The 14,554-nt window shown below is 32.2% G+C and carries 9 protein-coding genes; all 9 read left to right on the top strand.

Annotated features, from left to right (window positions below):
* Window positions 1-604: 604 nt before the first annotated feature.
* The 9 genes from DD829_RS11470 (at window position 605) to DD829_RS11425 (ending at window position 14,535) form a co-directional block, all read left to right on the top strand.
* A complete protein-coding gene (locus DD829_RS11470) occupies window positions 605-5,293 on the top strand; it encodes a T9SS type A sorting domain-containing protein (RefSeq protein WP_116547769.1) in 4,689 nt (1,562 codons plus the stop codon).
* 321 nt (window positions 5,294-5,614) lie between these two features.
* Window positions 5,615-6,838 carry a site-specific integrase gene (locus DD829_RS11465; protein WP_116547768.1) on the top strand — a complete coding sequence of 408 codons (1,224 nt, stop codon included), beginning with the start codon at window positions 5,615-5,617 and terminating at the stop codon, window positions 6,836-6,838.
* Complete coding sequence (locus DD829_RS11460; protein ID WP_116547767.1) at window positions 6,829-8,253, top strand: hypothetical protein; 1,425 nt, start codon at window positions 6,829-6,831, stop codon at window positions 8,251-8,253. The genes DD829_RS11465 and DD829_RS11460 overlap by 10 nt, the downstream gene beginning before the upstream one ends.
* Before the next feature lie 139 nt (window positions 8,254-8,392).
* Window positions 8,393-8,671, top strand: a complete 279-nt coding sequence (locus DD829_RS11455) for a helix-turn-helix domain-containing protein (protein ID WP_116547766.1) — start codon at window positions 8,393-8,395, stop codon at window positions 8,669-8,671.
* Between the two features lie 280 nt (window positions 8,672-8,951).
* Window positions 8,952-10,040 (top strand): hypothetical protein, encoded by a 1,089-nt coding sequence (locus tag DD829_RS11445; RefSeq protein WP_116547770.1) that lies wholly within the window; start codon window positions 8,952-8,954, stop codon window positions 10,038-10,040.
* A 413-nt stretch (window positions 10,041-10,453) separates the two neighbouring features.
* Complete coding sequence (locus DD829_RS11440) at window positions 10,454-11,341, top strand: toprim domain-containing protein (protein ID WP_116547764.1); 888 nt, start codon at window positions 10,454-10,456, stop codon at window positions 11,339-11,341.
* Between the two features lie 106 nt (window positions 11,342-11,447).
* On the top strand, window positions 11,448-11,864 hold the full coding sequence (locus DD829_RS11435) for a BfmA/BtgA family mobilization protein (protein WP_108411153.1): 417 nt from the start codon (window positions 11,448-11,450) through the stop codon (window positions 11,862-11,864).
* Window positions 11,854-12,615, top strand: a complete 762-nt coding sequence (locus DD829_RS11430) for a DUF5712 family protein (RefSeq protein ID WP_108411154.1) — start codon at window positions 11,854-11,856, stop codon at window positions 12,613-12,615. The genes DD829_RS11435 and DD829_RS11430 overlap by 11 nt, the downstream gene beginning before the upstream one ends.
* A 15-nt stretch (window positions 12,616-12,630) precedes the next feature.
* Window positions 12,631-14,535, top strand: a complete 1,905-nt coding sequence (locus DD829_RS11425) for a type IV secretory system conjugative DNA transfer family protein (RefSeq protein WP_116547763.1) — start codon at window positions 12,631-12,633, stop codon at window positions 14,533-14,535.
* The last annotated feature ends 19 nt before the right edge of the window (window positions 14,536-14,554 follow it).

Below are 14,554 nucleotides of genomic sequence, written 5' to 3'. Positions count from 1 at the left end.
GTTTGTGATGTACAAGTTCCCATTGATCTTTCTTTATTAAACTGTCGATCTTATATGATTCTTCTAGATCAGTTAGGCTTTGAGAATAAATTTTTACAGAAATAAAAAAAAATATAACGAGTATTTTTTTTAAGAGCATATGTGTTTTTTTCTATTCAAATGTACTTAAAATTTAACAATCTTCGAAAGAACATATGTTTTTTTACCCAAAAGCATCTTTGCGGTAATAATATTTTAATTTCAATTTTAAAATATTGTTTATCAGTGTTTTAATTGTTGTACTATTTATGAAATTGAATTCCAAATTTATAAATATGATGAACATTTTATTTTACCTAGCCAAATGTTTAAATAAGTTTGAACATAAAATTTCACCAAAGTCAGAATTAATATTGTGTCTTGCATAAAGAATAATCTGTTATTAAAGTTTCTAAATATTAAAAACCAAAGCTCAAAATGTCTTTCGAATTTTTTTAAATCCGAATAGCATACCAATTGGTCAATCTGCCTAAAAACATCAAAAAATTTAAAAATCACATCAACCTATAAAATCAGGAGTAAACGAAAATCCTTCAAAAGAGTAGTGTAAATTAATAAACAACAAATGAAAATTAAATTATTTCTGTTATCATTATTGTTATTTCAGGGATTTTTATTGTCCCAAACTGTAACAATAGATCTGAGTACCGGTAAAAATGATGATGGTACACTGATGAATGCACCGCCGCCGGATGTCACCGACGGAGTTTCCGTAACTGATCCGGATTGGTCAGTTGTAAGACCGGGGGAAACGACTCCGGTAAATACCAAAACCAGACATACTTATCCGGGATGGTCTTCTCCAGGCTTAACGGTTACTGGCAGTGCATCACAAAGCAGATGGATTACGGATAAAGATGGTTGGGCTACTGCAGGAGATGGCTATTACTATTATTACAGCAAGAGTTTTACAATACCCAATGGTGCCGTTAATGCTACGCTTAATTTCCGGTCATTAAGCTTTGTGAGAAACTGGACTTATCTCGTTAGGACAGATGTTTCGCCTAATACAGAAGAATTAATTACACAGACCGCATGGATGAGTGATGGGGCTAAAGGCTGGCTAAATTCACGGAGTCCGGAAGTTTTGAATAAACCGCTTTCTGCCGGAACATACATTATAAAAGTAAAATTGTACACAAATAATGGAGGGGTAACCAACGCTCTGAATGTTTATGGTTTGGTAAGCTATACTCCACAGTCATGTACAAGTCCTGTACCGGAGGTAAATTCTCCTGTAACCTATTGTCAGAACACCATAGCGTCTTCGCTGTCTGCTACAGGAACAGGATTGTTATGGTATACAGCAGCTACTGGAGGAACGGGAAGTAATACAGCACCAACACCTTCTACAGCAAATTCAGGTACTACATCATATTATGTGAGCCAGACTATTGACGGCTGTGAGGGAGAAAGAGCAAAAATAGACGTTATAGTAAATGCTACTCCGGATGCACCCGGAACAACGACACCTATTACTTATTGTCAGAATGATACAGCTTCTCCGCTTTCTGCTACAGGAACTGGGTTAATGTGGTATACAACAGCTACTGGAGGAACGGGAAGTGCTACAGCGCCTACACCGTCAACAGCCAACTCCGGTGCAGTTTCTTACTATGTAAGCCAAACAGTAAACGGCTGTGAGAGCGCAAGAGCAAAAATAGATGTGGTGGTAAATCCTCCGGCAACTTTAGCATTATCATCAGGATCCAATACACAGACGGTAGATGTAAATACACCGATTCTGCCAATTGTTTACACATTTAGTAATGCTGCCAATATAGTTGTAAACGGTCTGCCTTCAGGAGTTACAGGGGTTGTAAATAATAATACGCTTACAATTAGCGGAACACCAACGGCTGTAGGTACATTTAATTATTCAGTTGCTACAAATGGGGGATGTGGACAGATAACATTAAACGGGAAAATAGATGTTACAGCAGCAAGAGATTGGAGATTGGCGCCCAACAGTTATATTTTCGATCCTAATCTGAATAATGACGGATTTTATATTCCTGTAAAAAAAGCCTATGCGATGTGGAAAGATCAGAATGGGTTGCTAAATGATGCCACAGTTCTTAATGGTACACCAACAGCAGAAGTTTATTGGGAAGATGTTGCCGGTATTATCCGTTCTACAAATTATAGTCTCCCAATGGAAGGATCCGGCGAGGATGCAAAAATTAAGGTAGAGATAAATAAAGCAAAAGGTGAGGGAAATGCTGTTGTAGCATTGAAAATTAATAATAAAATTATTTGGAGCTGGCATGTTTGGGTTACAGATAATCCATCAAATGGAGTAACCTATGGAAATGTTAGAGCGGGCGCAGAGACAGCAAGTTATCTAGAAAATGGAGTGGTAAAGAAGTTTACTCCGAAGTGGATGGACAGAAATCTTGGTGCTACAAATAAAGACTTTACCGGTTATAACTGGGATAAATCCGGTGGGTTAATGTATCAGTGGGGAAGAAAAGATCCTTTTCCTGCCTTTGAATATAAAGATAGCTCGAAATACGAGATCAGTGGAACCATAGGTACAAAAAAACATTTGTATGATTATACAGGAAACGGAACAACGAATAAGATAACCAGTATGCAAAGACCTTACAGTGATATTAATAGTAATATTAAGTATTCTGTAAATAATCCTTTGGATCTTATTTTTACAAATACAGTAGCCGGACATGCATGGTTTGTTCAAAACATAGGAACAGATAATGCGACAAGAAAAAAATCTGATCTTTGGGGAGATAATTCTCAGCTTGCTATCAATACAGCAGGAAGTACTGTCAATACATACAAACCAAAAACATCTTATGATCCTTGCCCGAATAACTGGAGAGTACCGTCTTATATCAACAATACATTTGCAACAACAGTTAGCAATACTTTTTCTCCATGGGGAAGAGATTCCGGCAGTCCAGCGAATGATCTGGCATCTTTTGTTAATACTAAGCCAACCACAATTAATCAGGCTCTGAAGGGAGTGAAAATTTATCCTAATTTAGGGATAGATTTTACAAATACCTATTCAGGAAGTTTTCCGAGAAATATGGGGGTTTATCCGGGTAATGGTAAGTATGTAGTAGGCTCTACCGGTGATTTTTATCATCAGGACCCTCACGAAATTATTATTCAGTCTGCAACTGTTACTGCTTCATCTACTCCTTACTCATACTTTTTCTCTGCGTATGGAGATGCGGGACAGTTTACATCAAAACCCGATCCAGCTACACCGCCATACCAAAATATGATAGGTAGATATTATACCCATGCATATGAATCTAGCGCTTTGTCAGGAGCTATGGCATGCCGTTGTGTAGAAGATAAATATGCAAAAGGATATGATTTCCCTACCAGTTTCTTTACAAACGCAACGGATGTAAATTATACAGAAGGACTTAAAGATCCAAATAGTTATTTAGTTACAAGAGCGACTACAGAAAGAGAAATAAAAATTCCGATTAGTAAAGCATTTTCTGTTTATAATCAATATCTTTCAGATCATGGAATGCGTGATTTCAGTAATCTTAAAGTAAACGTTTATTGGTCAGACAACAGATCTTTAATCTCCAATATCAAAGTAATTAATGCTCCAGCTAATAAGGAAAATATAAAAGACGCTTACATCTCGGTAAAAGTAGCTCCCGATCAATCCGGAAATGCGGTAGTTTCATTACATAACGGAAATGTTTCTGCTCCTGCTTACTGGAGTTGGCATATTTGGGTAACCAATACCAATGTAGATGAAGTTGCATATCAGACAGAAGATGTATTATTGCCTGCTAATGCCAATTATGTTAATTTTACAAATTCCGGAGCTCAGCCAATGAAAAATATCTTTATGGATAGAAATCTTGGTGCTACAGATGCTTTTCCGAATGTCATAAATCCAGAATCTGTAACACCGGCAGAATTAACAATGATTAATAATTCTGGCGGAATGCAGTATCAGTGGGGTAGAAAAGATCCTATACCCAGCTTTATTACTCCAGGTCTAATTGTCTCTAATGGAATGGCTGCTACAGGAAATTACAGTATTTGGACTTCATTAGGACCTGATGCCAGTGGAAATGTATATCCATCATCGTTTTCTGAACTTACGGGAAATACCTATGGAAATACCTATATCAAACGAAGAGATACAGATTATGGTAATGTTGGAATTACTAAAGCAGAAAACATCATGAATAATCTGAAATATTCTGCAGAAAATCCTTTGGCTTTTATGGTTCCGGGTACAAAATATACAAACCGTGCAAGTCTTAATGCTTTTTATGGACAAGACTGGCTGTATTCTACTCCTAACCAAATGATGGACAGATGGGGGCATGCTGCATCTAAGTCTGTATTTGATCCTTGTCCGGGAGGATGGAGAGTTCCGGATACTTCAATTGGAGTAGTGGACAATGATCCTAATGACCCGAATCATTTAGATGATAATAAAGGAAGTTCTCCATGGTATAATGGGTTTTATAAAAAGAATGCATCAGTAGATCCGTTTAGAATTCACAGTATGGGGATTGTACAGGAAGTGGATTTTGAGATTAAAAATCCAACAGATATTTATAATGGTGGTGTTCCTTATTATTTAGGCAATACGGTTAAAAATACTAGCACGGTCTATGGATATCAGTTTGGTAATTCTGCTAATACAAGTAATCCGAACCTGAAATATAAAATCGGAAACTATCCCGTAACAGGATTTAGAGGCTTTAGTAATAATGATGCGATATCTGCAGCTATGAAATTAGGTATTTCAGGAGTATGGACAGCTACACTAAGATCTGCTAATTCCTATGGAACCGCCTATAATCTGGCTTTTCTTACAAACAGTCTTACCTCATCCAAACTAGTATCAATGAATGATGCATTTATTAATCATCCGATGAATGCAATGAATGTAAGATGTGTAAAAGAGGAATCCAAATTTGGACAACTTTTAGGAACTGCTTCTAATACAGGAATTATTACAGGTACAAATCGTACAGCAAAAAATACCTTGGAAAAAAATCCGGATGTAGAAATAGATAACATTATAGATGTTTATCCAAATCCTTTTAACAGTTTCATTACGGTTAAGGGAGAAGGTCTGAAATCTTATGAATTGTATGATATATCTGGCAAACTCCTCAAACAAGGAAGTTTATTGCAGAAAACGATTAATGCTAATGACTTAATTAAAGGTGAGTATCTGCTAAAAATAATAACGGATAAGAACATAATAAAGGTTAAGAAAATCATTAAAAATTAAATAAATAAACCGTCTCGTTTTTAAATGGGGCGGTTTTTATTTTGAATAATGACTTTACATATTAAAAACGTTAGGCAAGCAACCATCCTAAAAATCAAAAACCTCTGAAAATCAAATGATTTCAGAGGTTTTTTTGTACCCAGGACCGAACTACCGTATATTTTTAGTCAATTTTAATGTTCTTAAACTATCTAAATATCAGTATATTTGAATAGTGTAGAATTTTGAATTATAATTTTGTCTGATTTTTCATTCACTTAATTTCAAAATAAACCACCTTTTTAGCCACCCTTTAATTTATTTAATTTAGGTTTAATTGTAATGAAAGTAAGTTTTGAATTAAGAAAAGAGAAAATTAATGCAAATGGATTAATACCTGTCCAGTTTGTTGTTAGAGCTGAAGGAGAAAGAATAAGGAAAAATGTAGGCGTTTCAGTATTGGAAAAATATTGGAGCGGTTCCAGAGTTAAACCGAACGCTAAAAAAGAACCAAGTAATAATTATCAATTTTTGAATGATAAACTTCAGAAAGCTGAAGAGAAAATAAATGATATTTTTTTCTTTTTCCGGGCAAATAAGCTAGAGTTCTCCAAAGAACTATTCCTGAAGAAATATGATAGTGAAGAAGAAATCAAAACCGCCCATTTTGACTTCTTTGATTGTTTTAAAGAATTTATTGAGATTGGCAAACTTTCAAAAGCCTATAATACAACGAAAGCTCAAAATACGGTTAAAAACTTTCTTGAGGAATTTCAAAATGACAAGAATTTTAAAATTGAGTTTGATAGTATTGATGATTATTTTTTTGAAGAATTATCAAAGTACTGTTTTTTTGAAAAAGAAATAAAGAATAATTACTTTGCTAAAATTATTGCTGTAATTAAAACAATGCTTCGATGGAGTATTAAAAAAGGCTATAACGAAAACCGGAAATTCGAAGATTTCAAAGCTTCTGAACATGATATCGATATCGTTTATCTAACTTTTGAAGAGCTGATGATTCTTTATAATAAAGAATTTGAAAGTGAGCGATTAAGCCATGTAAGAGATTTTTATTGTATGGGGTGCTTTACTGGATTAAGATTTTCCGATCTTTCAAAGCTTCACCTGGCAAATATTTCTGAAGAACATATTATCCTTTCAATCCAAAAGACTAAAACTCAAAATCATGCTATCAAGCTAAATAAATACGCTAAAGAGATTTTGAATAAGTATAAAGGTACTATCTACGAGCCATTACCTCATATTTCATCACAAAAATTCAATGATTATATTAAAGAATGTTGTGAGAAAGCTGAAATTACGCAGCCTTTCACTATACATTGGTTTGTAGGCAATCAAAAAAAATCTTTAACTAAGCCTAAATGTAAATTTATTACAAGTCATACAGCCAGGAAAACATTTATTACAAATTCTCTTTTATTAGGAATGGAGCCGAAAGCAATTAAGAAGATTGCTAATATTAAAAAAGATGCTGTTTTAGATAAATATATGAAGGTTACAGAGGCATTTACAGACGATCAAATGGATAAGGCATGGAAATAGACGACTTAACAATATTAAAATATATTACACCTGAATCTGTTGATATTTTAAGGACTTATTTAGAAAAGGATTCACGGACATATTCAATTTTAGAAAAATATGAAGAAATTTCATATTTAGGTTCTTCAGAAAAATTTTTCTTTTTATTTAAAGAGCATGAAAAATTTATAAATAGGAATCATGAAATTCTTCATAAATATTCGGATCATCTATTATCAGTGATGGGATTATTATTTATGATAGAAACGAATGGTTATATGACAGGAAACTGTTCAATATTTGATCCGGCATATGGTGAGTATGGTAGAATCATCCCTCCAGATAATTCTTTTCCTGAAGATGTTAATATCGAATACAAACTCACGAATAATGATAGTGTTATATGTATTATTGATATATTTTTTAATATAGAAATTAATAAAATAATGAGACTAGTAATGGAACGATATCAAGATCATTCTTTTTACGGAAAAGCAGAATTTTTAAACTATGATATTGCTTTTAATGACTTAGATGTAATTAATCTTTATCCTTTTTTATTCAAAGGCACTAAAGAATTACAGAATCATATGAATGTTATTTCAGAGAAATTCAATTTTTTTGATAAAAAAAAAATTATTGATAATTTTCAAATTATTAATAATAAAATTCATTTGGTCTTTGCAGAAATCACTTCGAGAACAAAATATAACTATATTAAATGTTATAACTACTTTAATTTTAGATTTCGTGCATTACGTTATGCAGATGAAAATGATGAACTACTAAAACATTTAGACAGATTTTTTTTTCCACGAAAACTGAATAAATATGATCCTCGCTACTATATTACTTTTTTTATTGTTTCAATAGATTTTGAATTACCTGACTTGGAATTTGTAAAAGATTATAATAAAAAATATTATTTTCATGATGATATTAATATTTTCCATAGTGTTTATGGTTATAAGGAACTACTTACTCACATTGATGAAGTTGACGAAGAAAACCTTTTAAAAAATGACATTAAAAATATGCTCAATAGTAGTAAATACAAAAATTTACTTAAAGTGAATATCGATCTTAAAAAGACTATTATTTTGTTTGATGGTTTTATTGACAAATGCTTGTATGGCAACAAACAACTGAAGAAAGATTTTAAAGATCTATTTAAGTTTATTACTGATGAATCTATTACAGTATTTCCAACAACCAATGAACTCACTGTTGAAAATATAAAATATATTATGCGTTTCTTTAGAAATTACAAGAGTATTGAATTTGATTACAGTATTTCTGATTTACAGTACTTATTAACACATTTTGCCAATAAACCTGAAGAAGATAAAAATACTTCTATCGATAGAGCGCATAGAATGGAGAGATTTAAATTAGACAGAAAAATACAAAACGAGCTAAACTCATTAATCCGATAAAAATTTAATGATTTGAAATTATTCAACTGATAATCATTATTTTATAATATTTTTAAATTCCGTTTTTTAACGGAATTTATTTTTTTGTCTTTTTAAAATTGAACTTTGGCATTAGAAAAACCAATAAAAGTTTATTAAAATGTCAATACAACTTTATTCACATTCTAAGAATGATTTAGAAAAAGCAGTTGAGATTATTCTCAATAAAGCGCAGGGTTTTATAGCCCCTTCAAAAAATGAAGAAAGTCAGCCTGAAGATCTAATTTCTCAGACCGAAGCTTCAAAATTCCTACACGTTTCTATTCCTACAATTATCGACTGGAGAAAAAATAAGAATCTTCCTTATTATAATTTCAGTGGGAGATTTTACTATTCGAGAAAAGAGCTTCTGGAATACGGTAGAAGAAATCGTAAATAGCCAGAATTGTAATGAACGAATTACACAAACTAATTAAACAGCTAGATTCTCTACCTAATAATACAGCCAGGAAAGAATTTTTGAATTCTATTCAAAGTAATCCGGAACTATCAAGACACCATCTCCGGAGATTAGCTTGTAACATTCTGGTGCAGGAAAATTTCGTAGACAAGTATTACAGAGAAAATTTTAGTGAAACGTTAGAGAAATTATTTTCAAGAACAATTTCAATTTTTCAAAAAATTTTTAAAGCGTTAAGGAGAAATTAAAAATGACACATATGGTTTCCGATCAAAGTAGAAAAATTGTTAAGAAGAGCTATGATGACATTGAGAAGGCTGAGTTTATAAGAATAGGGAACCAATTTGCCGATGACTTTTTGTTTCAGGATAATAAAGCAACCGATATACCCATAAATGCATTAAGAATTATTTTCAACATAATCTCAATTCTTAGAAATGATCAGTTTATGCCTGAAAAGCAAGTAAGACAACTCACTTTTTTTGATGAAGAATTCGAAACTGAAAATAATGTTTTTATCTCTATGAAAATCAGAAACAGAAAGATTTCAGAAAAAAGATCCAGTAAACAAATTGTTGAAGCATATGAATATCTTACAAAGTTCAGAATGGGTTGGTACACATCAAAAAATATAGCAGGTAAGGATATTAAAACTTTTGGTGGATTAATCTCTTTGCCTAGCTATGAAGAAAGAGGATACACTTCTTTTTTAATAAGTAGTTTTTGGCTTAAAAAATTGATTGTCTTAACAGAATATAATCATATAATGTATGAATTGGTTTATAAAATCAGAAATAACAAACACGTTTTGTTTGCAATCTGGTTATCGAAGATTCCTGAAAATGGTACGACTCTGAAACTTTCGACTTTTAATCAGAAGTTTAATCTTAATTATAAGAATTCAAATGATTTCTGTATTAAGTTTTTGAAGCCAATCAGATTAAACCTCAATAAATTAAATCACCTATCATTCAATTATAAGTACGAACATGATGCAATTTCAATTATTCCGTATTTAAATAAGAATATTGAAGAAGGACTTCTAACAGAGAAGGCTAATGATGTTAGACTTATAAATCGAAGAATAAGATATTTTAGACAGCGGTATTATTTAGAAAATATTGACTTAACCAGATTCTTGTATAGTTATTCTAATATTTTAAAGATAAGGCTTCAGATCGAAGAAGCTTACAAAAGATTTATTAAAGAAAATAGGATTACAGGAAAAACTTCTACCAATATTAAAGGGATTTATTTTCTTCAGAAATTACAAGAATTTCTTATTGAAGTTTACCGGGAATCAGAGACCGGAAAAAGATTTCCGGATGCATATCCAGTCATCATATAATTTAGTTTGCGGTATTGCACTCCTGTGTTTGCGGTATTGCGCTCTCTCCAATTGCGGTATTGCACTCTCTGGAGTTAAGGAAATGTTAAAATTTTAGTTTTTACCGTCAGGTTTGCGGTATTGCGCTCTTTTCCATATCAAATTTTTAGCTCAAAAGCAGCAATTAGGAAAAATCTTGGTGAATTCACCAATTGTTTGCGGTATTGCGCTCGGACATAATTGATGTTTTTGCGGTATTGTACTCTTGTTTTTGCGGTATTGCGCTCCTGTCAATTGCGGTATTGCACTCCTGTCATTTTTAACTCAAACGACCACCTGCAAAGGGTTTTCGGGAATTACTAAAATATATATTAAAAGTATTTAAAAGTTTTCTTTTTTATTAAAAGGAATTTTTGCTAATCAAAATAAAAAAAATGAACTGTAAACAATTCAATTCGGTACAATTGGAAGAAGTCCTCCTTTCTCTCGGACACCTTCCAAAAAAACAAAATGAAAAAGAAGCTTGGTTTCTCAATCCTTTCGGAACTGAAATCGAAGCCTCTTTTAAGCTCTGTAAGCGCCAAAATATTTGGTATTTATACTCTGAAGGCGTTGGTGGAAATAACATCGATTTTTTAAAGAAATATTTTAATTATTCAATCAATGAAATTCTCTCCTGGGCATCCGAGAAAAGTTTTTCTTCTTTTCATCAGCAGACGGAAATTGAGAAGCCAAATTACAACATCACTGAAGTTGCGGAAATTCAAAATTGGAATCTTAAAAAATATTTATTTGAAAGAGGTTTAACTCAAAGATCATTCAGATTTTTAAAAGAGATAAAATTTACGATCAATAATAAAAAATTGTATGCTGTTGGATTCGAAAATTTATCAGGAGGATGGGAACTTAGAAATTCATTTTACAAAGGTTCACTTTTGAAAAAAGATATTTCGATAATTAAAAATGATAGCAATAAAATTGTTGTTTTTGAAGGTTTTTTTGATGCACTTTCTTATATCGAATTTCAAGAAAAATTGAAAGAAGATATTATAACTCTAAACTCGATTTCGATGTTAAACAGAGCCAAAAATTATCTTCAAAACTATTCGGAAATATTACTTTTTCTCGACAATGATCCTGCCGGAAAAAAGACAAAAGATGAACTGTTGTCTTCTTTTTCCAACGCAGTAGATTGTAGTTTTATATATAAAGATTACAAAGATTTTAATGAGTTTCTCGTGGCTGATAAGGGTGGATTTATCCAGCAAGACGAAACTGGGCAGAGCCACTGTTTCATCTTGCCCCTTCGGGGAAGTGACTGACTGTCAATAAATTAGAATATTTAGTCTTTTTGAAACTATATATCAAGGATATATAAATCTCTTGAAGAGCTTTATTCATCGAAGTTATTACATATAAATCAATATAATGGAGTCTACTAAAAAGCCAAATACAACAATTGCTATTTCTCAACAAGACCTGAAAAGACTGGAGAACTTTGTGAGAAAAAAAGGACTGTCGAAGAAAGAATTTATTACAGTTTCATTAGATTTTTTTGAGAGAACCGGGCTTGATCCAGCTAAACATGAATCTCCAAAAGCTGAACTTGAAAAAGTAATAAAAAGAATAGATCAAATTGTTGCTTTTATAAAAACTCAGGATAAAGAAACTTTACGTCCAAGTTTTGAAGCAATCGTTTCGAGTGAGGAAAGAATTAAAAATGATCTTTCAAAAATTCTAAAAATTGAACATTTTAATGAGTTCATTAGAGGGTTTAATTCTTTTGCAATGGAAACTAAAAATTCTTTGAAATTATTAAATCAAAGCAATCACAATGAACATTAAAATTCAGGGGGGCGAAAGTGGCAAATATTCAAATTCCGGAAGTTCATCAAACCTGATTGATTATTTAGAACATGAAGACCTGGAAAGAATGAAGGAAGGGAAACAGGTTGAACACTTTTTTTCTCATTACCAGGATAAAGTTCCTTCAGCTGAAGTTATTGAATCTCTTGATAACAATAAACAAAAGCTGACAAAAGAAGATGCAAAATTCTTTGTCATTACCGTAAGTCCTTCGGAAAAAGAATTACAGCAAATTGGCAAAAGCTCCCAAGATAGAAGTGACGCTCTGAAAGATTATGTAAGAAACGAAGTAATGCAGAAGTATGCGGAAAATTTTGGCAAAGGATTACAGGCAAAAGATATCATGTATTATGCTAAGATCCATCATGAAAGAAACATGAAAAATAATATTGACATGCATGTTCATATAGTTGTTAGCAGAAAATCTTTAGATAAAAGAATGAAACTTTCTCCAATGACGAACCATAAAAACACAACAAAAGGACAGGTTAAAGGAGGTTTTGACCGTAAAAATTTTATTCAAAAATCCGAAGATGCTTTTGATAAGAAATTTGCCTTTCAAAGAAACTATAAACAATCTTTTGAATATTGTAATGCGATTAAAAACGGTACAATCGAGGAAAGAAAAAGAGTAATAGAAACAGCAATAAAGCAGGAATCTGCAAAACGATATGAAATTAAAAAAACTGTCGAACAAAGTAAAAAAAATAACCAAGGCTTAAGCCTGTAAAACGATTAAAAAATTATGGAAAAAGATCCAATTATAATAATAAAATTTGTCATTGTGGGGATGATTTTATTAGTCCTTTACACGTTAGGAATGAAAGTTATAGGTATAAATTCATTTCTATACGATATATCTCGTTATGGATTTTCAGTGGTGATATCTCCTGATGCGAATCTTTTGTCAAGATTAAAATTTTTAGTTGTAGGAATTTGTTTCGGATACGCAGAGCTTTTGTACATTCTGATTCAATTCTGGATAATAAAATCTTTAATTCCGCCACTGAAAACACCTTTCAATTTCTATAAAAAACTAATTTTTTATCCTTTTGGGTTTATTAATAAACAATTTACAGGCTTTTCATTATTGAAAGATTCAAAGAAAAAATCCCAGGGATTAACTTTGCAAACCAAAAAAAGAACTGTTCAAATTCCTAATCCTTTTCGTGGGATTTTAGTAATAGGAGGTCCCGGAGCAGGAAAATCTGAAAGTTTTGCAGTTCCTTTTATACGAGAGTTAGCACAAAAACAGTTTTCAGGTATCTGCTATGATTTTAAATATCCGGCACTGGCAAATGATATAGAGCTTTTTTATTCAGATTCGGGTATTAGGCATTATGTTTTGAATTTTAATGATTCACTTAAAAGCCACAGATGCAATCCTCTAAATCCAAAATATTTGCCACACTCAGCATATGCAAGGGAATACGCTTCTGCCATCACTAAAAATTTGATGAAGGAATCTATTAAGAAAGAGGATTTTTGGTCACGTTCTGCAACAGATTTGTTAACCGCTTGTATATGGTTTCTGAAAAGAGAGTATCCTAAATATTGTGACTTACCACACACCTTGGCTCTAATAGCAACCAATCACAACGATTTAATTGCCTTATTGTCTTCAAACACAGAAACAAAAGCAATGATTTTATCTCTTGCAACAGCTTTAGAAAGTGAGGCTAATTCGCAATTAGCGGGGGTAGTAGGTTCATTACAGGGAGCAGTTGCACAAATAAATACACCTGAATTTATGTATATTTTCGGTGGAGAGGATTTTGATTTAAATATTAATAATCCGGATAATCCGATTGTTTTAACTGTAGGCAATAATCCTTCCATTGCGACTACATTAGCTCCTTTGTGTAGTTTGGTTATCTCAGTTGCTGCCAAACAATTGAATCAACCTCATAAACATCATTCTTTTGTATTGCTGGATGAATTTCCAACTGTTTTTATTAACGATATCCAAACTCTTCCAAATACGGGAAGAAGTAATAAAATCGCAAGTATGTTTTTCTGTCAGGATCTTTCACAACTTACGGATGGCTATACGAAAGAAAAAGCAGATGTATTATTTGCGAGTTGTCTAAATCATTTTTACGGTCAGGTTTCCAGTAGTCATACTGCAGATATTCTCAGTAAACAGTTTGGTAAAAAAGATCAATATTTTGAAAGTAATAATACTTCACGTCACTTCCTAAATCCATTTAAAAGAAACGTTGGTCAAAGCCGATCTGTACAGGAAAGAGACGTTTTCAGAAATTCAGTTTTCATGGAGCTACCGGTTGGTGAATTCATTGGAAGAGTTGCCGAAGGTTCTGAACCCTATATTCATGAGAAATTTTTACCAGTTAAAAGAAAACAATTAACGTATCAGATAGACAGTCAGTTTAAAAATCAGCCAGATTTCATCATAACTGATTATTATGAAAAAGTTCGGGATGAAGTCAATGAAATTATTTCTCTTTTCAAGGGCGAAATTAATAAAAATGAAAGCAAGCAAGATCGATCCAGGCAAATGAATCCGGCTCCCGATAATTGTTCTGAAGAATTTAGCGGAATCAACATAATTGAAGATGAAGAAACTAATTCGTCCGCTGAACTTGAAGAAAATGAAAGAAACTTTCAGTTTTCAAGCAGGAGTCTCTAAATCAAACAATCATTAAATA

The sequence above is a fragment of the Chryseobacterium sp. HMWF035 genome (assembly GCF_003094695.1).
GTDB lineage: Bacteria > Bacteroidota > Bacteroidia > Flavobacteriales > Weeksellaceae > Chryseobacterium > Chryseobacterium gambrini.
This window is presented reverse-complemented; position numbering and strand designations above follow the sequence as displayed.

Excerpts from the sequence above, each read along its gene's own strand:
- DD829_RS11460 (WP_116547767.1), top strand. The coding sequence starts at position 6,829 with ATGGAAATAGACGACTTAACAATATTAAAATATATTACACCTGAATCT.
- DD829_RS11425 (WP_116547763.1), top strand. The coding sequence starts at position 12,631 with ATGGAAAAAGATCCAATTATAATAATAAAATTTGTCATTGTGGGGATG.
- DD829_RS11455 (WP_116547766.1), top strand. The coding sequence starts at position 8,393 with ATGTCAATACAACTTTATTCACATTCTAAGAATGATTTAGAAAAAGCA.
- DD829_RS11435 (WP_108411153.1), top strand. The coding sequence starts at position 11,448 with ATGGAGTCTACTAAAAAGCCAAATACAACAATTGCTATTTCTCAACAA.
- DD829_RS11465 (WP_116547768.1), top strand. The coding sequence starts at position 5,615 with ATGAAAGTAAGTTTTGAATTAAGAAAAGAGAAAATTAATGCAAATGGA.
- DD829_RS11440 (WP_116547764.1), top strand. The coding sequence starts at position 10,454 with ATGAACTGTAAACAATTCAATTCGGTACAATTGGAAGAAGTCCTCCTT.
- DD829_RS11430 (WP_108411154.1), top strand. The coding sequence starts at position 11,854 with ATGAACATTAAAATTCAGGGGGGCGAAAGTGGCAAATATTCAAATTCC.
- DD829_RS11470 (WP_116547769.1), top strand. The coding sequence starts at position 605 with ATGAAAATTAAATTATTTCTGTTATCATTATTGTTATTTCAGGGATTT.
- DD829_RS11445 (WP_116547770.1), top strand. The coding sequence starts at position 8,952 with ATGGTTTCCGATCAAAGTAGAAAAATTGTTAAGAAGAGCTATGATGAC.